We start from the raw sequence: 21,964 nt of genomic DNA, 5'->3' as shown, positions 1-21,964 counted from the left end.
GCAGAGGGGAACACCACATGAAACGCACCATCCGCGCCGCGCTGCTGGCCGCCGCGCTTATGCCGCTGCCCGCGCTCGCTCAGAGTACCGCCGATCCGCGCGCCGAGGCCGATGCCAAGGCGGCGGCGATCGTGGCGCAGCTCACCCCGGAGGAGAAGTTCGCCCAGCTGCTCAACGTCGCGCCGGCGATCCCGCGGCTCAACATCCCGCGCTACAATTGGTGGACCGAATCGCTCCACGGCGCGCTCGGCACGCTGCCGACCACCAACTTCCCCGAGCCCGTCGCGCTCGCCGCCAGCTTCGATGCGCCGCTGGTCCACGACGTCGCCGCCGCGATCAGCAGCGAGGTGCAAGGCCTCCACGCGCTGGCCCGCGAGACCGGCCGGATGGGCCGGATCGGCACCGGGCTCGATACCTGGTCGCCCAACATCAACATCTTCCGCGATCCGCGCTGGGGGCGGGGGCAGGAGACGTACGGCGAGGATCCGTTCCTCACCGCAAAGATCGGCGTCGCCTTCATCCAGGGCATGCAGGGCCCGAACCCGGACCTGCCCAACGTGATCGCCACGCCCAAGCATTTCGCCGTCCACAGCGGCCCGGAATCGACCCGCCACGAAGCCAATGTGTTCGTCTCGCGCCACGATCTGGAGGACACCTATCTGCCCGCGTTCCGCGCCGCGATCGTCGAGGGCAAGGCGGGATCGGTGATGTGCGCCTATAACCGCATCGACGGCCAGCCCGCCTGCGCAAGCGACGAACTGCTCAAGGAGCATCTGCGCGGCGCCTGGGGCTTCAAGGGCTATGTCGTTTCCGATTGCGACGCGGTGAAGGACATCAGCGACAACCACCACTATGCGCCGGACGGCCCCGCCGCGGTGGCGGCGGCGATCCGCGCGGGCGTCGACAACGAATGCAACGGCGCCACGCTCACCGACACGGCGGGGCTGGGCGACCGCTATCGCGACGCGCTGGCCAAGGGACTGATCACGCAAGGCGAGATCGACGCCACGCTGGTGCGGCTCTTCTCCGCGCGGCTGCGCAATGGCGACCTGCCGGGGATCCGCAGCACCAGCGGCAAGCCCAGCGATGTCGGCGCGCCGGCGCACCGCGCGCTGGCCCTGGATGCGGCCGAGAAGAGCCTGGTGCTGCTCAAAAATGATGGGCTGCTGCCGCTCAAGCGCGGTAGCCGCATTGCCGTGATCGGTCCGCTGGGCGACGCGACGCGGGTGCTGCGCGGCAATTATTCCTCCTCGCTGTCGGGTCCGCCGGTCTCGGTGGTGGAGGGCCTGCGCCGTGCCTTCCCCCGCGCAAACGTGTCCTATGCGCCCTTTGGTGCCTCGGTGACCGATGGCGACCGCGTGCCCGGTTCGGCACTGCGCACCCCCAGCGGCAAGCCGGGCCTGCTCGCGCGCTACTTCAATCCCGTGACCCCAGCGCCCACCGCGTTCGCGCCCGGCACCTTCCGCGACGCGGTCGCCAAGATGCAGTTCGCCGACACGCCGGTGGTCACCCGCGTCGAGACCGATGTCTCGGCGCGCAGCCTCGACCTGCCCACCGTCTCCGAGCATCATCGCACGATCTGGACCGGCTTCCTCGTGCCCCCCGAGACCGGCACCTACCGGCTGGGCCTGACCGGCTTCGGCGGGGCGATGAGCTTCGAGGGCAAGCCCTTCGTCGACCTGACCAAGTCCGGCTGGGGCAGCCTGCCGACGATGCGCGAGGTGCAGCTGGTCAAGGGCAAGCGCTACCCGATCGAGGTGCGAACCGACGAGCATGTGCTCTCCGGCATCGATCTCGTCTGGAAGCGGATCAGCGCCGATCCCGTCGCCGCGATGAAGGCGGCCGCCGCGAAGGCCGATGTGCTGGTGGCGGTGGTGGGGATCACCTCCGATCTCGAAGCCGAGGAATCGCCGATCCAGATCCCCGGCTTCAAGGGCGGCGACAAGACCAGCCTCGACCTGCTGCCCGATCAGCAGGCGCTGCTCGACGCCGCCAGGGCGACCGGCAAGCCGTTGGTGGTCGTCGCGATGAACGGCAGCCCGATCAACCTCAGCTGGGCCAAGGACAATGCCGCCGCGATCCTGGAGGCCTGGTATCCGGGCGAGGTGGGCGGCACCGCGATCGCCAATGTCCTCTCGGGCAAGACCAGCCCCTCGGGCCGCCTGCCGCTGACCTTCTACCGCAGCGTCGACGACCTGCCGCCCTTCGGCGACTACGGCATGCAGGGGCGGACCTATCGCTACTTCACCGGCACGCCGGTCTATCCGTTCGGGTACGGCCTCAGCTACACCAGCTTTGCGTACGCGGCGCCGGTGGTGGAGAAGGCGGAAGGGGCGGGGCTGACCGTAACCGCCGAGCTGCGCAACACCGGCGCGCGGGCAGGGGACGAGGTGGCGCAGCTCTACCTCAACTTCCCCGAGGATCCCGGCGCGCCCAAGGTGGCACTGCGCGGCTTCCAGCGCGTGTCGCTCAAGCCAAGCGAGGCGCGAAAAGTCACGTACACCCTCTCGCCGCGCGACCTGAGCACGGTGACGGTGGAAGGGCAGCATCGCGTCCTTGCCGGCACCTATCGTGCGACGGTCGGCGGCGGCCAGCCGGGCAGCGGCGCGGCGGGGGCGTCGGTGCAGTTCAAGATCGAGAAGGCCATCGACCTGCCGAATTGAGGCGGAGCCTCAGCCATCCGCGTGCATTTCCGCTTCATCTCGGCTAGCCCGGGCGAAACATGAGGGGGATTTGATGGCGGGTGGCCTGGTCGCATTGCTGGACGATATCGCGGCGCTGGCGAAACTGGCGGCGGCGTCGCTGGACGATGTCGGCGCTGCCGCAGGACGCGCGGGGGTGAAGGCCGCGGGCGTGGTGATCGACGATACCGCGGTCACGCCGCGCTATGTCGTGGGGCTCACCCCCGATCGCGAGCTGCCGATCATCGGCAAGATCGCGCTGGGTTCGATCGCCAACAAGCTGGTCGTGATCCTGCCGCTGGCGCTGCTGCTCAGTGCCTTCGCGCCCTGGGCGCTGACGCCGATCCTGATGCTGGGCGGCACCTATCTGAGCTTCGAGGCCGCCGAGAAGATCCTCGAGGCGCTGACCGGCACGCACGATTCCGATGCGGTCGCCGAGATCACCGACGCCAAGGCGCTGGAGAAGCGCCAGGTGCTCGGCGCGATCCGCACCGACCTGATCCTCTCGGCCGAGATCATGGTGATTTCGCTCGCGCAGCTGCCCGCCGACATGTCGTTCGTGACGCGCGCGGGGGCGCTGGTGCTGGTGGCGTTCGCGATCACCATCGGGGTGTACGGCGTCGTCGCGCTGATCGTGAAGATGGACGATATCGGCCTGCACCTCAGCCGCGGCGGCGCCACGGGCGCGGTGGCGGGGTTCGGGCGCGGGCTGGTGACGGCGATGCCGGTGCTGCTCACCGCGCTGTCGCATATCGGCGTGGCGGCGATGGCCTGGGTCGGCGGCGGCATCCTGCTCCACGGACTGGAGGAGTTCGGCGTCGGTGCGATTCCGCATGCGCTGCACCATTGGTCCGAGGTGGCCGGCGCCGCGACGGGCGCGCTGGGCGGCGTGGTCGCATGGCTGGTCTATGCGCTGGGCTCGGCGGTTGCGGGGCTGATCGTGGGCGCGGTCGTGGCCGGGCTGCTCCACCTGATCCCGCGCAAGGGGCATTGAGCAGCTCTCGTTAACCTAATTCGGGACCGATCCCGACAGCTGCGCGTTCGCCCCCCTGACAAGGGAGGCCGCGCATGCCCATCACCATCAACGGCGCCGAGTACGAACTCGACGTCGATCCCCGTACCAGTCTGCTCGATTTTCTCCGCCGCGATGCCGGCCTCACCGGCACCAAGAAGGGGTGCGATCACGGCCAGTGCGGCGCCTGCACGGTGCTGCTCAACGGCCAGCGGATCAACAGCTGCCTCACCCTTGCGGTGATGCACGACGGCGACAGCGTCACCACGATCGAGGGCCTTGGCACGCCCGATGCGCCGCACCCGCTCCAGGCGGCGTTCGTGCGGCACGACGGCTATCAGTGCGGCTATTGCACGCCCGGCCAGATTTGCTCCGCCAAGGCGATGCTCGACGAGATCGCGGCGGGTTGGACCAGCACGGTCAGCGACGACGTTGCCGGCACCCCGACGCTCAGCGAGGAAGAGATCCGCGAGCGGATGAGCGGCAATCTCTGCCGCTGCGGCGCCTATTCGAACATCGTCGCGGCGATCGTCGAAGTGGCGGAGGCGCAGGCATGAAACCCTTCGACTATCAGCGCGCCCATGGCCTGGGCGATGCGGGCCAGCTGCTCGTCGCCGAGGGTGCCAAGCCGATCGCCGGCGGCACCAACCTGCTCGACCTGATGAAGCTGGAGGTGGAAACCCCCACTGCGCTGGTCGACGTCAACCGCCTGCCGCTCGGCGGGATCACGCCGCACGGCGAGGGGCTGCATATCGGCGCGCTGGTCTCGAACAGCGCCTGCGCCGCCGATCCGCGCATCCGTGCCGACTATCCGGTGCTCGCCCGCGCAATCCTGGCAGGGGCGACCTTCCAGCTGCGCAACAAGGCGACGACCGGGGGCAATCTCTGCCAGCGGACGCGCTGTTACTATTTCACCGACCTCGCCCAGGCCTGCAACAAGCGCGAACCCGGCACCGGCTGCGCGGCGATCGGCGGGTTCAACCGGATCCACGCGATCCTGGGCGCCAGCGACGCCTGCATCGCCACCTATCCGGGCGACATGGCGGTGGCGCTTTCGGCGCTCGACGCGACGGTGGAGATCCACAGCGCCAAGGGCGACAAGCGCATGGTGCCGGTGCGCGACTTCCATCGCCTCCCCGGCGACACGCCCGAGCGCGACAATGTGCTCGAACCCGGCGACGTGATCACCGGCGTGCTGCTGCCGGCACCCGCCGGCGGGACCCAGCTCTACCGCAAGGTCCGCGACCGGGCCTCCTATGCCTTCGCGCTGGTCTCGGTGGCGGCGGTGATTCACGTCGAGGACGGCAAGATCGCCAAGGCGCGGCTCGCCTTTGGCGGGCTGGCGCACAAGCCGTGGCACGATGCCCGCGTCGAGGCGCTGCTCGAAGGCGAGGCGCCGTCGGATGCGCTGTTCGACCACGCCGCCGCGCTGCTGCTCGAGGAAGCCCGCGGGCAGGGCAGCAACGATTTCAAGATGCCGCTCACCCGCCGCACGCTCAAGGCCGTGCTGCGCGAAGCGACGGGAGGTACGCTGTGACTCGCCTGTACACGATGGACAAGCCGGACGACCGTAACCGGCTCGATGCGATGGCGCAGGGCATCATCGGCCGCTCGCTCGATCGCCCCGACGGCAGCGCCAAGACCAGCGGCGTCGCCCCCTATGCCGCCGAATACAAGATCGCGGACTGCGCGGAGGGCGTCCTCGTCCTCGCCACGATCAGCCGCGGCGAGGTCGTGGAGATCGAATCGGAGCCCGTGCTTGCCATGCCCGGCGTGCTGGCCGTGATCGCCGATCCGCGGATGATCACCCGCTCGGCACAGGGCGGCGCCGGCAAGTCGCCGGTGCGCGAGATCCAGAAGGTCGACTATTTCGGCCAGCCGGTCGCCCTCGTCGTCGCCGAGACGTTCGAGCAGGCGCGCGATGCCGCCACGCGGCTGCGCATCGCCTATCGCGCCGACGATCCCGCCAAGGTCCCGCTCGATTCGGAGGATGGTCATGCCGCCCATGAGTCGTTCGGCGAGCCGGTGCAGCAGGGTAATCTCGACGCCGCGATGCGCGATGCCGTCCATGCGGTCGACGTCACCTATACGACCGAGGGCCATGCCAGCGCCGCGATGGAGCCGCATGCCAGCATCGCCGAATGGGACGGCACCACGCTCACCGCCCATTCGAGCCTGCAGATGCTCAAGTACAACCAGAAGGAGCTGGCCGACGCGCTGGGCATCAAGCCCGAGCAGGTGCGGCTGATCGCGCCCTATGTCGGCGGCGGCTTCGGCTCCAAGCTGGGCATCAGCGCGGAGCTGACCGCGGCGGCCGTCGCGGCGATCGAGCTCGGCCGGCCTGTGCGGGTGGTGATGAGCCGCCCGCAGGTCTTCCAGACCGTGATGCGTCGCTCCGAGACACGCCAACGCATCCGCCTCGCCGCCGATGCCGAGGGACGGCTGGACGGCTTCGGCCATGAGGCCTGGGTCTCCAACCTGCCCGGCGAGAAGTTCGCCGAGCCGGTCACGCAGGCGAGCGAGTTCCTCTATCGCGGCGAACATCGCACGCTGCGCATTGACCTCGCCCGCATCCACCGGATGACCGCAGGCTCGGTGCGCGCACCGGGCGAGGCGGTGGGGATGCAGTGCCTCGAAGCGGCGATGGACGAGCTGGCACTGGCCAGCGGCATCGATCCCGTCGAGCTGCGGCTGCGCAACATCCCCGAGCAGCATCCGAGCCAGGGCCTGCCCTATAGCTCGCGGCGGCTGGCGGAATGCCTCAAGGTCGGCGCCGAGCGCTTCGGCTGGGACGGCAGCGACCGCCGCCCGCTCCAGCGGCGCGAGGGCGAATGGTGGATCGGAACCGGCATGGCCAGCGCCACCCGCGTCCACAATCTCAACGAAGCCCAGGCCAAGGTGACGCTGTCGACCGACGGCACCGCGATCGTCGAAAGCGACATGACCGATATCGGCACCGGCACCTATGCCATTCTCGGCCAGATCGCGGGCGAGATGCTCGGCCTGCCGCCGGAGAAGGTGCTCGTCCAGCTCGGTGACACCCGCTATCCGCCGGGCTCGGGGTCGGGCGGCAGCTGGGGGGCCGCGTCGACCGGTTCGGCGGTGCTGGTTGCCTGCGAGGCGATCCGCGAGCAGCTCGCCGAGCAGCTCGGCGTCGAGGAAGCCTACCTTACGCTCAAGGACGGCGAGGCGATTGCCGGCAACCGCCGCATCCCCTTCACCGAGCTGCTCAAGACCGACCTCACCGAGACCGGCCATTTCAAGAATGGCGGGATCGACGAGCAGTTCGCCATCGCAATGTACGGCGCCTTCTTCGTCGAGGTCGGCGTCAACGCCTATACCGGCGAGACCCGCGTTCGGCGGATGACCGGCGCGTTCGGTCTGGGCCGCGCGCTGAACGCGAAGACCGCCACCTCGCAGTGCCTGGGCGGCATGGTGTGGGGCATCGGCAGCGCGCTGACCGAGGAACTCGTCTTCGATCCGCGCGACGGCCACCTCGTCAACCACGACCTCGCCGAGTACCATGTGCCGGTGCATGCCGACGTGCCCGCGCTCGACGTGGTGCTGGTCGACGAGCGCGATCCCGCGGGCAGCCCGCTCCAGGCCAAGGGCGTCGGCGAACTCGGCATCTGCGGCGCGGCAGGGGCGATCGCCAATGCCATCCATCATGCCTGCGGCGTGCGGGTGCGTAGCTTCCCGATCACGCCGGACAAGCTGCTGGAGCAGCTGCCGGAGGTGTGAGGGCAGATGCCTTGGTTTCACGGATAAAAAGACAAACCTTATAACAGGTTAATTCGAATACCCCTTAGGTTGGAATTGTCAGTGCGGCACCCGCCCGCTAGGCATTGTTTCGCGAGCGGTGCGGCCCCGTGCACGGGGCTGCCCCTCCATTCGCTGGCGTTCTGCCGGCGAGGACACATCCAGGACAGGGGAGCATCTGGGGTGCCGAACTACCCGTTGACGCGATTCCACGAACAGGCGTCGCTCACGCAAGCGGAAGCCGAAGCCTTGCGCGGCATGGGCGATCCGGAGATCGTCGTGCGTCGGGGCGGCACGATCCGCCGCGAGCGCGATCCGGTGCAATCGATCTATCTGCTGCACGAAGGCTGGGCCACCGCGGCGATCCGGCTGCCGGCCGGCCAGCGCCAGATCGTAAAGATCCACATCACCGGCGACATGATGAGCACGCCCAGCATGGTGCTGGATACCGCTGCCGATACGCTGACGGCGGTGACCGAGTGCCGGGTCGCGGCGGTACCGCTGGAGCGGCTCCGCGACGTGCTGATCGCCTATCCGCGACTGGGGCCGTTGCTGCTGATGTCGGTCCAGGTCGAGCGGCTGGCGCTGATGGATAGCGTCGCGGCGATGGGCAAGTCGTCGGCGCGTGAGCGCATGGTTCGGCTGCTGCTCGACCTGCACGATCGGCTGGCCAAGATCGGCGCGGCGGAGGAGGGCCGCTTCGACCTGCCGCTGACCCAGGAATTGCTGGGCGATGTGCTCGGGCTGACCGCGGTACACGTCAACCGCACGATGCGGCTGCTCGAGCGCGAGGGGCTGATCGCCCGCCATGGCCAGCGCGTCGTGCTCGGCGACATCGAGGCGCTGCGCAAGATCTCGCCGGTGCCGCCGCGCCGCATCCGCTTCGATCCCGCCTGGCTGCCCGGCCCCGGCGAGATGTGACGGCGGTTCAGCCGAGCAGCGCGTCCACCGCCTCGAGCAGCTCGCGCTCGCGGAACGGCTTGCGCAGCTGGGGCACGTCGCCCGGCAGGTCCTCCGCCGCATCGGTATAGCCGGTGAGCAGCAGGAAGGGCTGGGGGAGCCCAGCATCGCGGGCGCGGGTGATGAACTCGCCGCCGGTGCCGCCCGGCATCATGTAATCGGTGATGACCAAAGCGGTGTCCGGCGCATGGCTGAGCGCGGCCATGCCCTGGCTCAGCGACTCCGCCTCGGCGACCAGATGGCCATGGGCGCGCAAAACCTCCGCGGCCGCCTCGCGCACGGCGGGATCGTCGTCGACCAGCAGGATTTCGGCGGTGCGGGTCGGCCGCGCGCGGGCGGCATCGAGCGCGGGAGCCGGGGCGTCGGTCGCGGGAAGGATCAACGTTGCGCTGGTGCCCTGGCCCGGCGCGCTTTCCAGCAGCAGCCGTCCGGCGGATTGCTCGGCAAAGCCATGGACCATAGACAGGCCGAGCCCCGTCCCGCGATCGCCCGCCTTGGTGGTGAAGAAGGGCTCCATAGCCCGGCGCAGCGTGGCGGCGTCCATGCCGCAGCCATCGTCGTGCACCGCCAGCGCGAGATAGTCGCCGCGGGTAAGGCCGCGCGCCTCGTCGCGTCGGGGCAGGCGGGTCTCGACGACGATCGTGCCGCTGACACGGCCGTCGGTCTGGATCGCGTCGCGCGCGTTGATCACCAGGTTGAGCACCGCCAGTTCGAGCTGGTTGCGATCGGCGCGGACGGCGGGCAGGTCCGGCGCGCTGCGGAGCGTGCAGGCGATGGTCGGGCCTGCCGAGCGCTGGAGCAGCTCGTGGAGGTCGGCGAGCAGCGCGCCGACGTCGATCGCCTCGGGGGTGAGTGCCTGGCGCTTGGCATAGGCGAGCAGCCGCGCGACCAGCGTGCGGGCACGCTCGGCGCTGCTCGTCGCGCTGTCGATATAGCGGAGCGCCTTGGCATCCTCGCCGATCCGCGTGCGCAGCAGGTCCAGCCCGCCGAGGATCGGGGTCAGCAGGTTGTTGAGATCGTGCGCGACGCCGCCGGTCAGCCGACCCAGCGCTTCGAGCCGCTGCGCCTGTAGCGTCGCCGCCTGGCGCTGGCGGAAGCGGCGGAGCTCGATCATGAGCGCGAAGGTCAGGGCGGCGAACAGCGCCAGCGCGACGATGCTGCCGCCGATCAGCACGATCTGCGCCTGGCGGGTGAGCGCGGCGAAGCTGCCCCGGGGGACTGCCACTTCCACCTGCCAGCCGGACTCGGGCACCGCCGTCACCGCCGATCGCATCGCCTCGGGCGCTGCCGATCCCGACTGGGCGATCACCGCGCCGCGCTTGTCGAAGATCCGCAGCCGCCAGCCGGGGGGGATTTCCTCGGCGAACAGCAGGTGCTGCATCGCCGTGATCGGAACGATCGCGGAGACGACATAGGGGGCCGCGCCACGATTCAGCACGGGCGCGCGCACCGCAAAGGCCGTCAGTCCCGGCCCCCGGATGACATGCCCGACCTGCGGCTGGCGGGTGCGTACTGCCCGGGCGAGGCTGACCGGATCGATCACCTTGCCCAGCTTGCCGCCGATCGGCTCCGGCAGGTCGAGCAGGCGATTGCCCGCGGAATCGGCCACGCTCAGCGTCGCCCAATCGGGATGGTCCGCCAGCAGCCGACGGGCGAGTTCGGTGAAGCGGGGACGATCGATGCCGCCGTCAAGCGCCGGGGAGCGGCTGATCATCTTCACCGCGTCCACCGTTGCGGCGATCTCGCGTCCCACCAGCCGCGCGGTCGATCGGCTGGCGAGCGCCGCCTGGCGATCGAGCGCGGCGCGCTGCTCGCGAAGGGTCACCGCACCATAGGCCGAGCCGAGGACGACGATCGGCAGCAGGCCGGTAAGACCCATGAGGATCAGCGAGCGTCGCAAAGTGACCTGCCCCCGTTATCCGGGCCGATCATGCCCGTTTCGGATCAGACATGTATTTCAAGGGCAAAGTCAAACCCATATCCTGGATCAATACCTAGCCCGTAACGATCCGGGACCGTCATTGCGCCCCCTTGGGCAGGGCATAGGCGACGATCGAATCACCCCGCTTGGTGCCCAACGATCCATGACCGCCGGCTGCGATGACAACGAACTGCCGCCCGCTCTTCGCAGACCAGTAGCTCATCGGCGTCGCCTGGCCGCCGGCGGGCAGGCGGCCGCGCCACAGCACCTTGCCGGTCGTCACGTCATAGGCGCGGAGATAGTAATCGAGCGCCGAGCCCATGAATGCCACGCCGCCCGCGGTCAGCATCGGGCCGCCCAGCGAGGGTACGCCCAGCTTGAACGGCAGCGGCACGGGCGTCTGGTCGCGCGAGGTGCCGTTGCGGTGCTGCCACACGGTCTTGCCGCTCACCAGGTCGATCCCGGCGACATAGCCCCAGGGCGGCGCCTGGCAGGGCAGGCCCAGCGCGGAGAGGAAGGGATTGAGCGCCACCGCGAAGGGCGCACCGGTATTCGGATTGAATCCCTTGATGTCCGATCCGCTGAAGTCCGAGCCGCCGGCGGGTCCGCGCTGCCCGCGCGGCGCGGCGTCGGATTCGGGGCGCGGCACGAGCCGGTCGACGAACGCCATGTAGTTGGGGTGGGCGAAGGCGATCATGCGGACGGGATCGATCGCCATGCCGCCCCAGTCCATCACCCCGAAATTGCCCGGGAAGACCAATGTGCCCTGCTGGGAGGGCGGGGTGAACGGCCCCTCGTAGCGCAGCCGCTTGAACTTAATGCGGCAGGCGAGCTGGTCGAACATCGTCGCGCCCCACATATCGGCATCGGTGACGCGCTTCTTCTGCATCAGGCTCAGCGCGGATTCGGGCTGGGTGGGCGAGGTGCGGTCGCCCGGCGCGGCGCCTTGCGGCACCGGGATCTCGCGGACCGGCACCACCGGCTGGCCGGTGCGACGGTCGAGCACGAAGATATTGCCGGTCTTGGTCGACTGGATCAGCGCGGGCACCCGGCCCTTGCCGGGCAGGTTGAGATCGACCAGCGCGGGCTGGGCGGGGACGTCCATGTCCCACAGGTCGTGATGGACGGTCTGGAAGGTCCAGCGGACCTTGCCGGTGGCGGCCTCGAGCGCGATCACTGAAGTGGCGAAGCGCTCGGTCTCGGGCGTGCGGCGGCCGCCCCATTGGTCGATCGCGGCCATGCCGGTGGGGATGTAGACCAGGCCGAGCGCCGGATCGGCCGCCGCGATCGTCCAGCTGTTCGGGCTGGAGGGGGTATAGCGGCCGGTGCCGGGTGCCTTGGGGGTGGTGTCGTTGGGATTGGCGGGATCGAACGCCCAGACCGCGCGGCCGGTGGTCACGTCATAGGCGCGGACCACGCCCGAGGGCATGAAGGTCGTCTTGTTGTCATAGACCGCGCCGCCGAACACCGCGAGATTGCCGATGATGACGGGCGGCGAGGTGATCTGCCACCAGCCGCGCTGCTGGCCGGGCAGGCCGGGCCACACATCGACCTGGCCGCCCGTGCCGAAGCCGGGGCAGGGGCGGCCGCTCGCCGCGTCGAGCGCGATCAGCCGGGCGTCGTTGGTGCCCATGATCAGCCGGTTGTCGCACATGCCCCCGGTGCCGGGCGCGGCGCCGTTGCTGTGATAGGAGACGCCGCGGCAGGTGAGGTGCTGCATCTCCTGTGAGGCGCGGATTTGCGGGTCGTAGCGCCAGACCTGCTGGCCGCTCTCGGCATCGAGCGCGAACACGATGTTGTGCGGCGAGCAGAGATAGACGAGGTTGCCGACCTTGATCGGCGTGACCTCATAGGTGAACTCGTCCGGATCGGCGCCCGTCTTGAGGTCGCCGGTGTGGAATTCCCAGGCCTTTTCCAGCTTGGCGGCATTGGCGGGCGTGATCTGGTCAATCGGCGACCAGCGATCGCCACGCGACGAGCGGCCATAGGCGTTCCAGTCTTCCTTGGGGGTGCCGCCGAGCACGCTTGCCGGGGCGATACCGCGGGCGCCCGGCAATTCGCCGGCGAGATCGTGCGGGTTGGTGAAGGCAGTGGCGAGCAGCACGAGGGCGGCGATGCCGAGGCTGCCGATCAGCGGCCAGGCCCGGCCCGGCCAGCGCGGCGAGCCCAGCCGCCGGGTGACGAAGGGCAGCGCCAGCACGATGCCGAGCGGCACGAGGATGTCGCCGCGCGGGGCGAGCGCCCAGAAGTCCCACCCGGCCTCGGCCACCGCCCAGACCATCGTCGCGACCAGCAGCACTGCGTAGAGCGTCAGCGCCGTCGCGCGCCGCCGACACAGCAGCCAGGCGGTGGCGAGCAGCGCCAGCCCGGCGAGCAGATAGTAGATCGATCCCCCCAGCACCGCGAGCCACAGGCCGCCGCCGCCGATCGCCAGCCCCACCAGCGCCAGGATCACAGCCAGCACGGTGAGCACGCGCGAGGATCGTTGCGGGTCGGCCATGGCGTGCTCCGAGATCGGATCGAGGGAGATGCCCGCCCAACCTGCATGCGGCCCCGCGGTTCCGGCGGCGTCTCGCACTAGGCAAGATTTTCCTAGCGTCGCCCCGGCTCGGCTGCGGCCGTTCCTATAAGAGACACAATGGGGCGTGTTGGCCCTGAGAGTTCGTAACGGAGCAGGCATTGGCAGCATCCTCGTTGTCCGACGCGCGGAACGCTGCCGGGGAGTGCGGCGCGTGAAGCACGCCCTGATCGCACCGGTGGCCGAGGACACCCCCGTGCCCGCGCTCGCCTGGGCCGGCGAGGTCATCGCCGCCGAACGCCGTGCGCTCCAGGCGTTCGAGGCCGCCCTGCCGTCTTCGCTCGCCGACGCCGTCAGGGTCATCGCTGGCCAGTCGAGCCCGCTCACCTGCTTGGGCATGGGCAAGTCCGGGCTGATCGCCGCCAAGGTCGCGGCGACCTTTTCCAGCCTCGGCACCCCGGCCTTCCCGCTCAACGCGGGCGAGGCGGCGCATGGCGATCTCGGCGCGGTGCAGGACGGCAATGTCGTGCTGCTCTTCTCGAACAGCGGCACCACCGACGAAATCCTGCGCATCCTGCCGGTGTTGAAGGGCCGCGCCTGCGTGCTGATCGGAGTGATCGGCCGGCCCGATTCACCGCTCGGCCGCGCGGTCGACATCCTGATCCCGGCCTGCACCGCCTGCGAGGCCGATCACATCGGCATGGCGCCCACCTGCAGCACGACGTTGCAGCTGGCGATCGGCGATGCGCTGGCGGTGGCGGTCAGCCGCAGCCGCGGCTTCACCCGCGCCGATTTCCTCCGCCACCATCCTGCCGGGCTGCTCGGTCGCCAGTCGCTGCCGCTGCGCACGCTGATGCGCACCGGCGACGAGCTGCCGGTCGTAGGGCCCAATGCGCCGGTCGCCGATCTGCTCGCCACCATGTCGCGCGGGCGGATGGGGGCGGCGTGCGTGGTGGGGGAAGACGGCACGCTGCTCGGCCTGGTCGTCGACGGGGACATCCGTCGGCACTTCCAGTCGCGTCGCGACGTCTACGACACCCCCGCCAGCGCGCTGATGCAGCCGCGCCCGTGCGTGATCGACGTTGCCGCTACGCTCGGCGATGCGCTGCTGCTGCTGCGCGAGCGCGACGGCGGCTATTCGGTCCTGCCCGTGGTCGACGGTGCGGGCCATCTGCACGGCATGCTGCATGCCAAGGACATGTTGAATGGCTAAGCCCCTGAAGATCGTTGCCTTCGTTCCCGCCAAGGGCAGCAGCGAGCGCGTTTCGGACAAGAACACCCGCATCCTCGACGGCGAACATCTGTTCCGCCGCAAGCTGCTCCAGGCGCTCGATTGCCCGGCGATCGGCGAAGTCTGCCTCGATACCGAGAGCGCGGCGATGGCCGAGCTGGCGAGCGACCTGCCGGTCACCTGGCTCCAGCGCCCGGCCGAGCTCGCCACCAACGCCACCGACGGCCACGGCATGTTCGCCTGGGAATGTTCGCAGCGCCCCGATGCCGACATCTGGGTCCAGCTGCTCTGCACCGCCCCCTTTGTCAGCGCCGACACGATCGGCCGGGCGATCGAGCGGCTGCTCGCCGATCCGGAGGCGGACAGCCTGGTCGCGGTCACTCGCGCCAAGCAATATTGCTGGGACGGGCAGGTGCCCGCCTATGGCACCGGCCGCATCCCCAACAGCGTCGAGCTGCCGGAGACGATCGTCGAGGCGATGAGCCTCTATATCGTCCGCCGCACCGGCGAGGGCCCGGCGACCCGCCGCTTCGGCACCCGCCCGATCCTGTTCGATCTCGATCCGATCGAGCAGATCGACATCAACCATCACCACGACCTGGTGATCGCCGAAACAGTGGCGGCGGGCTTTCGCCAGGCCGAAGTCTCGCGCTTCCGCACGATGCTGCCGCATCTTTCCTCGCCGCTGTTGTCCGACATCCTCAAGGAGCGCGGCCACCGGGTGGTGCTGCCCAAGGCGCTGCGGCCGACCACCGGCGGCAAGTTCCTCGGCCGTGCCAAGACGCTCGAGCTCGCCGCATTGCCCAACCGGCCCGATCGCGCGCCCGGCGGCGCGTGGAACGGCATCTACGGCGCATTGCAATCCTATCGTTTCGTGCGCCCCGGCGACGTGATCATGGTCGCGACCGAGCTGCCCGACTTCGCCTATTTCGGCGATCTCAACGCCAACCTCGCGATCCGCTCCGGCGCGGTGGGCGCGGTGATCGACGGCGCGACGCGGGATACCGCGGACGTGCGCGCGCTGGGCCTGCCGGTCTATGCCCGCGGCCAGACCTGCGACGACATCAAGTACGAAGGCACGGTCAAGGCGATGAACCGCCCGATCGTCATGGGGGACGTGCGCATCGCCAATGGCGACGTCATCTTCGCCGACCATGACGGTATCGTCGCGGTGCCGAGGGCGCTATGGCCCGAGATCGAAGCCGCGGCATGGGACCTGCTGTCCAGCGAAGCCACCATCCGTATGCAGGCCGCGCGCGGCCGCGACGTGGATACCATACTTGCCGATTGCGGCACGTTCTGAGGGATTTGGGAATGAAGACGGTCAAGGTCGGTGCCCTGGAGATCGCCAATGACAAGCCGTTCGTGCTCGTCGCGGGCCCGTGCGCGATGGAGAGCCGCGACCACGCCTTCTTCATGGCCGAGGCGCTGACCAGCCTCTGCGCCGAGCTCGGCATCGGCTTCATCTACAAGACGTCGTTCGACAAGGGGAACCGCACCTCGATCGACGCGCCGCGCGGCATCGGGATGGACGCGGCGCTCAAGGTGTTCGCCGATCTCAAGGCGCAGTTCGGCTGCCCGGTGCTGACCGACGTGCATGATGCCGGCCAGTGCGCGCCGGTGGCAGAGGTGGTCGACGTGCTGCAGATCCCCGCCTTCCTGAGCCGGCAGACCGACCTGCTGCTCGCCGCCGCGCAGACCGGCCGCGCGGTGAACGTGAAGAAGGGCCAGTTCCTCGCGCCCTGGGACATGAAAAATGTCGCGAAGAAGCTCGCGTCCACGGGCAACGACAACATCATCCTGTGCGAGCGCGGGGCGAGCTTCGGCTACAACACGCTGGTGAGCGACATGCGCGCGCTGCCGATCATGGCGGAGACCGGCTATCCGGTGATGTTCGACGCCACCCATTCGGTGCAGCAGCCGGGCGGCCAGGGCACCAGCTCGGGCGGCCAGCGCGAGTTCGTGCCGGTGCTCGCCCGCGCGGCGGTGGCGGTCGGCGTGGCGGCGGTGTTCATCGAGACGCACCAGGCGCCCGACACCGCCCCCAGCGACGGCCCCAACATGGTGCCGCTCGATCAGATGCGCGGCCTGCTCACCCGCCTCAAGGCGTTCGACGGCCTCGCCAAGGCGGGTTGAGCCGCCCGCCGCTCAGCGGCCGAGCTGTTCCTTCAGCGCATCGATCCGCTTCGAGGCCTCGGCCTTGTTGAGATCGCCCTCGACCGGCGGCTCGCCCGCTTCCTCGAGCAGCGTGGTGAGGTAGGACGCCTGCGCGCCGGTCATCGGATCGTCGCCCGAGACCCAGTCGTCGGGATCCTTCTCGGTGTTCGAGCCGGGATGTTCGTCGAGCTTCGGGTTTTGCAGCGATTCGGTCATGATGGCCTCGCAATCGTTCTTGGTATGTTCGATAACGGGCGAGGCTAGGCGCGGGTTCCGGGCCGAGCATCGTGAAGACGGGAGGGTGCGCCGACCCTCCCGCCCGCACCGTCATTGCTGCCAGACGGTGACGTTGGAATTGCCGACGCTGCCAAAGCCTTCGGTCGCCAGTACCTGATAGTTCATCGTACCCAGATTCATGCCGACATTGGCCCAGGCGTTCACATGGTTGCGGAAGGTGATCGTCTGGTTGACGCCGGTGGCGCGCTTGGCGGTGCGCACGCTCCAATATTGGTAGAAGGTCGCGTTGCCGATGATCGATGGCGCGTTGACCCGCTGGGTGCGGTAGATGCGGTAGGTGCCGCCGTCGCTGTTCACCGTGCCGAGCTGCTGCGCATTGCCCGGCGGGGTGAAGTTGCCCCAGTTGTCGACGACATAATATTCGACCAGCGGATTGGTCGACCAGCCGTACAGCGTCAGATACCCGTTGTTGCCGGGTACGAACACGCCCGCATTATAGCCGACGACGCGGTTGATCGATCCCGTCGCCCAGCCCTTGCCGACAACGAGATTGCCGCTGCCGCCAAGGCTCCAATTGACGCTATAGTTGCCGCCGCTGCCGAGTGTCATGCACCCCGAGCCCGAATCGCGGAAGAATGTGTAGAAAAAGCCGTTGTTGGTACCGGTCTGGTTCGAGCAGATCGTCTGCGCATGTGCGCTGCCGATCGATGTCGCTACCGCGAGCAGCAATGGTAGCGCTATCATTTTCAGAGCCTTGGCGATCATGATTCCTCCTCCTTCGACGGTCGTTACCGAACATTGTCACATATCTACGTCGTGACGAGCAGCAACATGATCGATGCGGAGGCGAGTCGTCAATGTGCCCTAAAGATACTTTGATTCACTTGGGAAGAGCTACGCGCGCCACAGCATCCGGTGCGTCGTGGAGCCGCAGATAGAGCACGCTCCCCGTCGGCGCGGGCAGCGCGATCGTGCTGCCGACGAAGCCGAGCGGCACCGGGGTCGTGCGCGCGAAATCGGCCGAATCGCTCAATGCCGCGACGACGAACAGATCCTGGCCGGCCAGCATGCAGGGCGCGCCGTCACCCGGACAGGTCAGCGCGGACAGCACCGGCAGCCGCGCGAGGGTGACCAGCGTCTGCCAGTCGCCCGGCGTGCCGTCCTGCACCAGCCGATAGCGCAGCGGTCCGGCGATCCCGACGCCGAGCAGCGCGCGCGGGGCGAAATGCGCGACCACCACGTCGGCGCCCACCCGCTGCAGCGCGCCGTCCCGGAAGCCGAGGCGGGCACTCGGCCCCTCGGCACCGGCGATCTCGACCGCGCCGCCATCGCCGAGCGCCCCGCGGGTGACCTTGAACGAGAAGTCGATCGCGGCATCGGCCGGCAGCACGCCGTCGGGCAGGGTGATCGGCAGCGCGCCGGTGGCGGGCTTGCCGCTCGCTGCGCGGCTGAGCAGGGTCGCCGCAGGGCGGGGGGCGGTCGCGCGGACCGCCAGCTTGACGCTGCGCCCGTCGCGGAGCCGCACCACCGCCTCGCCGTCGCCGGCGGGGATCGGGGCCGGGGCGGTCATCACCAGCCGGTCGCCTTCGCCACCGCGCGACAGGGCGCCGGGCGCGAAGCGCAGCCCGTGCCAGTCGAGCCCCGCGACCTGGTCCAGCCGTGCGCCTTCCAGCACGCCCTCGGCATCGCCTTCGTGCGCCACGAAGCGATCGAGCCGGCTCGCCTCCAGCCGGGCGACCAGCGGGATCGTGTCCGGCGGCGCGCTGCCGAAGCGGGCGACGTTCAGCGTCAGCGCACCGGGCTTGGCGTCCTTGAGCGGCAGCGTCATGGTCAGCTCGTCCTGGCCTGTGACCTTGAACGGCACCGGTGTACGCGTGCCGGCCGCGTCGCTCAGCGCGATCTGGCTGACGCAGAAGGCCGCGCCGCCGCGCAGCACCAGCGGATGCTCGCGCCCGACCACGACATTGCTGTCCGGCACCGCGCGCCACGCGCCCATCTTGTCCAGCTGCACCGGCAGCCGCGGGCCGGTGAAGGTGTCGAAGCCCCAGCGGCCCTGCAGCACCGCGTTGGATACGGTGCCCAAGTCCGCGGGCACCGCGCCGTCCAGCTTCACGCCGCCCTTCTCGACATCGGGCAGCACGGCGAAGTCGCGGGTCGCGCCTTCGTTGCTGGTCACCCGCACCGACAGCGAGCGCCCGAAATCGGTAGCGTAGAGCAAGGGCGCGTCCTCCAGCGGCAGCACCAGATCGGGCTTGGCGAGGCACACCGGCGTCGGCCCGCCCGCCTGCCAGATCGGCGGGGTGGCGGGTCCGATCGGCGGCAGCGGCGCGGCGAGCACCGAGCGCGGGCTCTGGAACGAGGGCGCGGCGTTGAGCAGCAGCTTCAGCGTGTCGCCGCGACCGAGGGCCAGCGCCGGCAGATACTGATATTGCGGGCTGCGGAACGCGCCGAACAGCTTGGCCACGTCGCGCGCCAGCCCGATATACGAGCTGTAATAGCCGCCGCCCGCCTGGGGCGTCGCGGCGATGCTGTAGGCGAGGTCGGCGGGAGTGCCGGTCAGCGTCTCGGCCAGCGTGGTGCCGCGCTGGGTCTGCAGCACCAGCGAATCGCGATTCTGCGTGAGGCAGGCCGCCTGCAGCCCGCGCGGCCGCGACAGGCATTCGGCGTTGAGCTTGATCCGCAGCGCATTGGCGAGCACCGGCGCGGCGGTGGCGAGCCGCTCGGGCGCGGTATCGCCAATTCGCGCGATGGCGGTGACGAACGCATCGAGCCGCGCGCGGTCGAGCGAGGCCTGGAACAGGTCCTGCGCCACCCGCACGAACACGCCGGGGCGACCGCGCACCGCGTCACGCACCGCATCGAACCCGCCGCCGGTATCGGGCGCGAGCAGCAGCACCGCCTGTTCGGCGCCCTCCGGGACGGTGAGTTCGAGCTTGTTCTTCTTTTTGCGCCAGGTTTCGGCGACGAAGAACCAGTCCTTGGGCGGCGGGTTGGTCGCGCCGCGCAGGAAGGCGACGACCAGCAGATAATGCGCGGCCTGGTCGGGGGGCAGCGCCGCCTCCGCGGTCACCTTGTCGCCCGGCTGGAGCGAGGGCACCGCGCCGATCGGCAGCGTCGTGCTCCCGCGCGTGACGCTCAGCTTCAGGTCCGGCCCGACCAGGTCGAAGGCGTTCTGCTGGGCCTGGGCGGGGAGCGCGGCGCAGAGCAGCGCCAGCAGCAGCGGGATCAGGGGAAGGCGAGGCATCGCGCCGCTATAGGGGAAGCGGGCGGGGAAGGGCCACCGCCCGCGCGACGAGCCGTTGCCGGATGTCACTCGGCGACGTTGTCCGCCACCCAGGCGCGACGCTGGCCGAGCGGCTGGGGCGCGCCGGTGGTGGTGTCGTGCGTGGTCTGGTGCTCGAGCTCGGCGTTCAGCTCGGCGCCGAACAGCAGGATATAGGCGGAGATGTACAGCCAGGTGAGCAGCGCGACGATCGTGCCGAGCGCGCCGTAGGTCGCGTCATAGCGCCCGATATAGCGGACATAGGCGCCGAAGCCGAGCGTCAGCCCCAACCATGCCAGCGCCGCGAACAGCGATCCCGGCGTGATCCAAGCCCAGCGCGGCTGCGCCCGCGAGGGACCGAAGCGATAGAGCGCCGCCGCGCCTGCCACGCCTGCCACCATCAGCAGCGCGTGGCTCACCACCTTGCCGACGACGAGCAGCGCACCGGGGGCGAAGGGCAGCAGCCTGTCGAGCGCACCTAGCGCGGTCATCGCCACCGCTGCGAGCACCGCCGCCAGCACCGCGCCCAGCGTGATCGCCAGCGCGGTGAGGTTCACCCAGAGGAAGTTGCGCTTTTCCTTCTCCTCATAGGCGATGTTGAGCGCGGCGATGATCGCCCCGGCGCCGTTGCGCGCGCCGAACAGCGCGATGCCCAGCGCGATCAGGATGCCGAAGCCCTTCTGGCCATCCGGGCTGTGGACCAGGCCGAGCAGCTGGTCGCCCACCACCGCGGCGATGTCGTGCGGCAGGATGGTGGAAAGCGCGCGCACGTCGTGCAGCACGGTCACCGGATCGGCGATCAGCCCATAGCTGAGCACCACCGCGCCGAGCAGCGGCACCAGCGCGAGGAAGCCGTAGAAGGCCACGCCGGCGGCGATCAGCCCGATATTGTCGTCGCTCGACTCGTTCCAGCTGCGCCACAGCACGGACTTCCAGCCGGCCCAGGGCATTGCCCATGGGCTGCGCGCGTCGCGCCCCTTCGGATCCATCCTGCTTCCCCTGTTCGTTGTGGCAGGAAAGCGCGCGACCGGCAGACCGGGTTCCTTGCGCCCGAAGGTGCAGGGTGTTGAAATTGCGCCGGTTACGCGATGTCGGCATGACCGAACAAGGGAAGCGGTTCGGCCAGCCCGCGCTCGAAATTGGAGACGGTCACCCCCACCAGCCTGATGCCCTTGGGCGTCGGCAGCACCGATCGCAGAAGTGCGATGCTCGCGGCGTGGAGCTGCTCGCGGCTGGTGATCGGCGCGGTGTGGCTGCGGCTGCGGGTGATGATCTGGAAATCGGCATATTTGATCTTCACAGTGGCGGTGCGGCCGAAGCCCTGGGTGCGCTCGCACCATTCCCAAACATCGTCGGCCTGGCCCAGCACCGCTGCCTCGATCTCGGCATCCTCTGTCAGGTCGCGGCTGAAAGTGGTCTCCGAGCCCGAGGACTTGCGCTCGCGATTGGGGTTCACCGGCCGCTCGTCGATGCCGCGGACGATCTGGTGATACCATTCGGCGCTGCTGCCGAAATGCTGCTGGAGGAAGTCGAGCGATTTGGCGCGCAGGTCCGCGCCGGTCTCGATTCCCAGCCGCTGCATCTTGGCGGCGGTGACCGGCCCCACGCCGTGGAAGCGCGAGACGGGCAGCGTCTCCACCCAGGCGGCGCCCATCTCGGGCGTCACCGCGAACTGGCCGTTGGGCTTGCGATGGTCCGAGGCGAGCTTGGCGAGGAACTTGTTGTACGAGACTCCGGCCGAGGCGGTGAGCCCGGTCTCCGCCAGGATCCGCGCGCGGATCTCCTTGGCGGTCGCCCAGGCGGTGCCGAGCCCGCGGCGATCCTCGGTCACGTCGAGATAGGCTTCGTCGAGCGACAGCGGCTGGATGAGGTCGGTATAGTCGGCGAAGATCGCATGGATCTGCTGCGACACCGCCTTGTAGACCTCGAAGCGCGGGCGGACGAAGATCAGGTCGGGGCAGCGCCGCAGCGCGGTGACCGAGGGCAGGGCTGAGCGCACCCCGAAGGTCCGCGCCTCGTAGCTCGCCGCCGCCACCACGCCGCGCGCCGCCGCCGATCCCACCGCCACCGGCTTGCCGCGCAAGCTCGGATCGTCACGCTGCTCGACCGAGGCGTAGAACGCATCCATGTCGATGTGCAGGATCTTCCGGGTGGGCGGGGCGGCCATGGCGCGGATATACCGCCGGATGAACGAATAGGGAACAGCGTTTGCGGTGCAAGTCATTG

The 21,964-nt window shown here is 69.5% G+C and carries 16 protein-coding genes; 9 read left to right on the top strand and 7 right to left on the bottom strand.

The genetic code is table 11. The annotated features are described in order from the left end of the window. The first annotated feature begins 17 nt into the window (after positions 1-17). The 6 genes from ABIC65_RS20225 (at position 18) to ABIC65_RS20200 (ending at position 8,373) form a co-directional block, all read left to right on the top strand. A complete protein-coding gene (locus tag ABIC65_RS20225; RefSeq protein WP_354311147.1) occupies positions 18-2,663 on the top strand; it encodes a glycoside hydrolase family 3 C-terminal domain-containing protein in 2,646 nt (881 codons plus the stop codon). A 73-nt stretch (positions 2,664-2,736) separates the two neighbouring features. Continuing rightward, the gene (locus tag ABIC65_RS20220; RefSeq protein ID WP_354311145.1) at positions 2,737-3,675 is read left to right on the top strand and encodes a DUF808 domain-containing protein; all 939 of its coding nucleotides are present in this window, start codon (positions 2,737-2,739) and stop codon (positions 3,673-3,675) included. A 74-nt stretch (positions 3,676-3,749) separates the two neighbouring features. Beyond that, a complete protein-coding gene (locus tag ABIC65_RS20215; RefSeq protein WP_354311143.1) occupies positions 3,750-4,250 on the top strand; it encodes a 2Fe-2S iron-sulfur cluster-binding protein in 501 nt (166 codons plus the stop codon). Further along, positions 4,247-5,230, top strand: coding sequence for an FAD binding domain-containing protein (locus tag ABIC65_RS20210; RefSeq protein ID WP_354311141.1), 984 nt, complete (start codon positions 4,247-4,249; stop codon positions 5,228-5,230). Before ABIC65_RS20215 ends, ABIC65_RS20210 begins: the two co-directional genes overlap by 4 nt. A 14-nt stretch (positions 5,231-5,244) precedes the next feature. Beyond that, on the top strand, positions 5,245-7,434 hold the full coding sequence (locus tag ABIC65_RS20205) for a xanthine dehydrogenase family protein molybdopterin-binding subunit (protein WP_354311195.1): 2,190 nt from the start codon (positions 5,245-5,247) through the stop codon (positions 7,432-7,434). A gap of 201 nt (positions 7,435-7,635) precedes the next feature. Beyond that, the gene (locus tag ABIC65_RS20200; protein WP_354311139.1) at positions 7,636-8,373 is read left to right on the top strand and encodes a Crp/Fnr family transcriptional regulator; all 738 of its coding nucleotides are present in this window, start codon (positions 7,636-7,638) and stop codon (positions 8,371-8,373) included. A 7-nt stretch (positions 8,374-8,380) separates the two neighbouring features. Here the strand turns inward: ABIC65_RS20200 and ABIC65_RS20195 are convergent, their stop codons facing one another. Both ABIC65_RS20195 and ABIC65_RS20190 read right to left on the bottom strand, forming a co-directional pair. Continuing rightward, positions 8,381-10,312, bottom strand: a complete 1,932-nt coding sequence (locus ABIC65_RS20195; protein WP_354311137.1) for an ATP-binding protein — start codon at positions 10,310-10,312, stop codon at positions 8,381-8,383. 118 nt (positions 10,313-10,430) lie between these two features. Beyond that, positions 10,431-12,833: a membrane-bound PQQ-dependent dehydrogenase, glucose/quinate/shikimate family gene (locus ABIC65_RS20190; RefSeq protein ID WP_354311135.1), complete on the bottom strand. Its 2,403-nt coding sequence runs from the start codon at positions 12,831-12,833 to the stop codon at positions 10,431-10,433. A 232-nt stretch (positions 12,834-13,065) separates the two neighbouring features. On the opposite strand from ABIC65_RS20190, the gene ABIC65_RS20185 reads away from it, so the two are divergent. From ABIC65_RS20185 to kdsA, 3 genes are read left to right on the top strand one after another with little or no spacing between them, the layout of a single operon-like run. Next, the gene (locus ABIC65_RS20185; RefSeq protein WP_354311133.1) at positions 13,066-14,064 is read left to right on the top strand and encodes a KpsF/GutQ family sugar-phosphate isomerase; all 999 of its coding nucleotides are present in this window, start codon (positions 13,066-13,068) and stop codon (positions 14,062-14,064) included. Further along, positions 14,057-15,385 carry a cytidylyltransferase domain-containing protein gene (locus tag ABIC65_RS20180; protein ID WP_354311131.1) on the top strand — a complete coding sequence of 443 codons (1,329 nt, stop codon included), beginning with the start codon at positions 14,057-14,059 and terminating at the stop codon, positions 15,383-15,385. Before ABIC65_RS20185 ends, ABIC65_RS20180 begins: the two co-directional genes overlap by 8 nt. Before the next feature lie 11 nt (positions 15,386-15,396). After that, positions 15,397-16,218, top strand: coding sequence for a 3-deoxy-8-phosphooctulonate synthase (gene kdsA, locus ABIC65_RS20175; protein WP_354311129.1), 822 nt, complete (start codon positions 15,397-15,399; stop codon positions 16,216-16,218). 12 nt (positions 16,219-16,230) lie between these two features. Here the strand turns inward: kdsA and ABIC65_RS20170 are convergent, their stop codons facing one another. From ABIC65_RS20170 to dinB, 5 genes are all read right to left on the bottom strand, one after another. Beyond that, the gene (locus ABIC65_RS20170) at positions 16,231-16,455 is read right to left on the bottom strand and encodes a DUF3072 domain-containing protein (RefSeq protein WP_354311127.1); all 225 of its coding nucleotides are present in this window, start codon (positions 16,453-16,455) and stop codon (positions 16,231-16,233) included. A 111-nt stretch (positions 16,456-16,566) separates the two neighbouring features. Continuing rightward, on the bottom strand, positions 16,567-17,241 hold the full coding sequence (locus ABIC65_RS20165; protein ID WP_354311125.1) for a glycoside hydrolase family 11 protein: 675 nt from the start codon (positions 17,239-17,241) through the stop codon (positions 16,567-16,569). Between the two features lie 115 nt (positions 17,242-17,356). Further along, a complete protein-coding gene (locus ABIC65_RS20160; RefSeq protein WP_354311123.1) occupies positions 17,357-19,720 on the bottom strand; it encodes a hypothetical protein in 2,364 nt (787 codons plus the stop codon). Positions 19,721-19,785: 65 nt separating this feature from the next. Beyond that, entirely contained in the window at positions 19,786-20,727 is a 942-nt protein-coding gene (locus tag ABIC65_RS20155) for a YihY/virulence factor BrkB family protein (RefSeq protein ID WP_354311121.1), read from the bottom strand. Between the two features lie 92 nt (positions 20,728-20,819). Next, positions 20,820-21,905, bottom strand: a complete 1,086-nt coding sequence (gene dinB / locus ABIC65_RS20150; RefSeq protein ID WP_354311119.1) for a DNA polymerase IV — start codon at positions 21,903-21,905, stop codon at positions 20,820-20,822. Positions 21,906-21,964 lie beyond the last annotated feature (59 nt).

Origin of the sequence: Sphingomonas trueperi (assembly GCF_040545665.1) — a bacterium.
GTDB lineage: Bacteria > Pseudomonadota > Alphaproteobacteria > Sphingomonadales > Sphingomonadaceae > Sphingomonas > Sphingomonas trueperi_B.
The sequence above is the reverse complement of the archived record's forward strand: the minus strand, read 5'-3'. Positions and strand labels throughout refer to the sequence as shown.

What these genes read in the sequence shown, in the direction of transcription:
- ABIC65_RS20225 (WP_354311147.1), top strand. Translation starts at nt 18, where the DNA reads ATGAAACGCACCATCCGCGCCGCGCTGCTGGCCGCCGCGCTTATGCCG.
- ABIC65_RS20220 (WP_354311145.1), top strand. Translation starts at nt 2,737, where the DNA reads ATGGCGGGTGGCCTGGTCGCATTGCTGGACGATATCGCGGCGCTGGCG.
- ABIC65_RS20215 (WP_354311143.1), top strand. Translation starts at nt 3,750, where the DNA reads ATGCCCATCACCATCAACGGCGCCGAGTACGAACTCGACGTCGATCCC.
- ABIC65_RS20210 (WP_354311141.1), top strand. Translation starts at nt 4,247, where the DNA reads ATGAAACCCTTCGACTATCAGCGCGCCCATGGCCTGGGCGATGCGGGC.
- ABIC65_RS20205 (WP_354311195.1), top strand. Translation starts at nt 5,245, where the DNA reads ATGGACAAGCCGGACGACCGTAACCGGCTCGATGCGATGGCGCAGGGC.
- ABIC65_RS20190 (WP_354311135.1), bottom strand. Translation starts at nt 12,833, where the DNA reads ATGGCCGACCCGCAACGATCCTCGCGCGTGCTCACCGTGCTGGCTGTG.
- ABIC65_RS20180 (WP_354311131.1), top strand. Translation starts at nt 14,057, where the DNA reads ATGGCTAAGCCCCTGAAGATCGTTGCCTTCGTTCCCGCCAAGGGCAGC.
- kdsA (WP_354311129.1), top strand. Translation starts at nt 15,397, where the DNA reads ATGAAGACGGTCAAGGTCGGTGCCCTGGAGATCGCCAATGACAAGCCG.
- ABIC65_RS20170 (WP_354311127.1), bottom strand. Translation starts at nt 16,455, where the DNA reads ATGACCGAATCGCTGCAAAACCCGAAGCTCGACGAACATCCCGGCTCG.
- ABIC65_RS20165 (WP_354311125.1), bottom strand. Translation starts at nt 17,241, where the DNA reads ATGATCGCCAAGGCTCTGAAAATGATAGCGCTACCATTGCTGCTCGCG.
- ABIC65_RS20160 (WP_354311123.1), bottom strand. Translation starts at nt 19,720, where the DNA reads ATGCCTCGCCTTCCCCTGATCCCGCTGCTGCTGGCGCTGCTCTGCGCC.
- ABIC65_RS20155 (WP_354311121.1), bottom strand. Translation starts at nt 20,727, where the DNA reads ATGGATCCGAAGGGGCGCGACGCGCGCAGCCCATGGGCAATGCCCTGG.
- dinB (WP_354311119.1), bottom strand. Translation starts at nt 21,905, where the DNA reads ATGGCCGCCCCGCCCACCCGGAAGATCCTGCACATCGACATGGATGCG.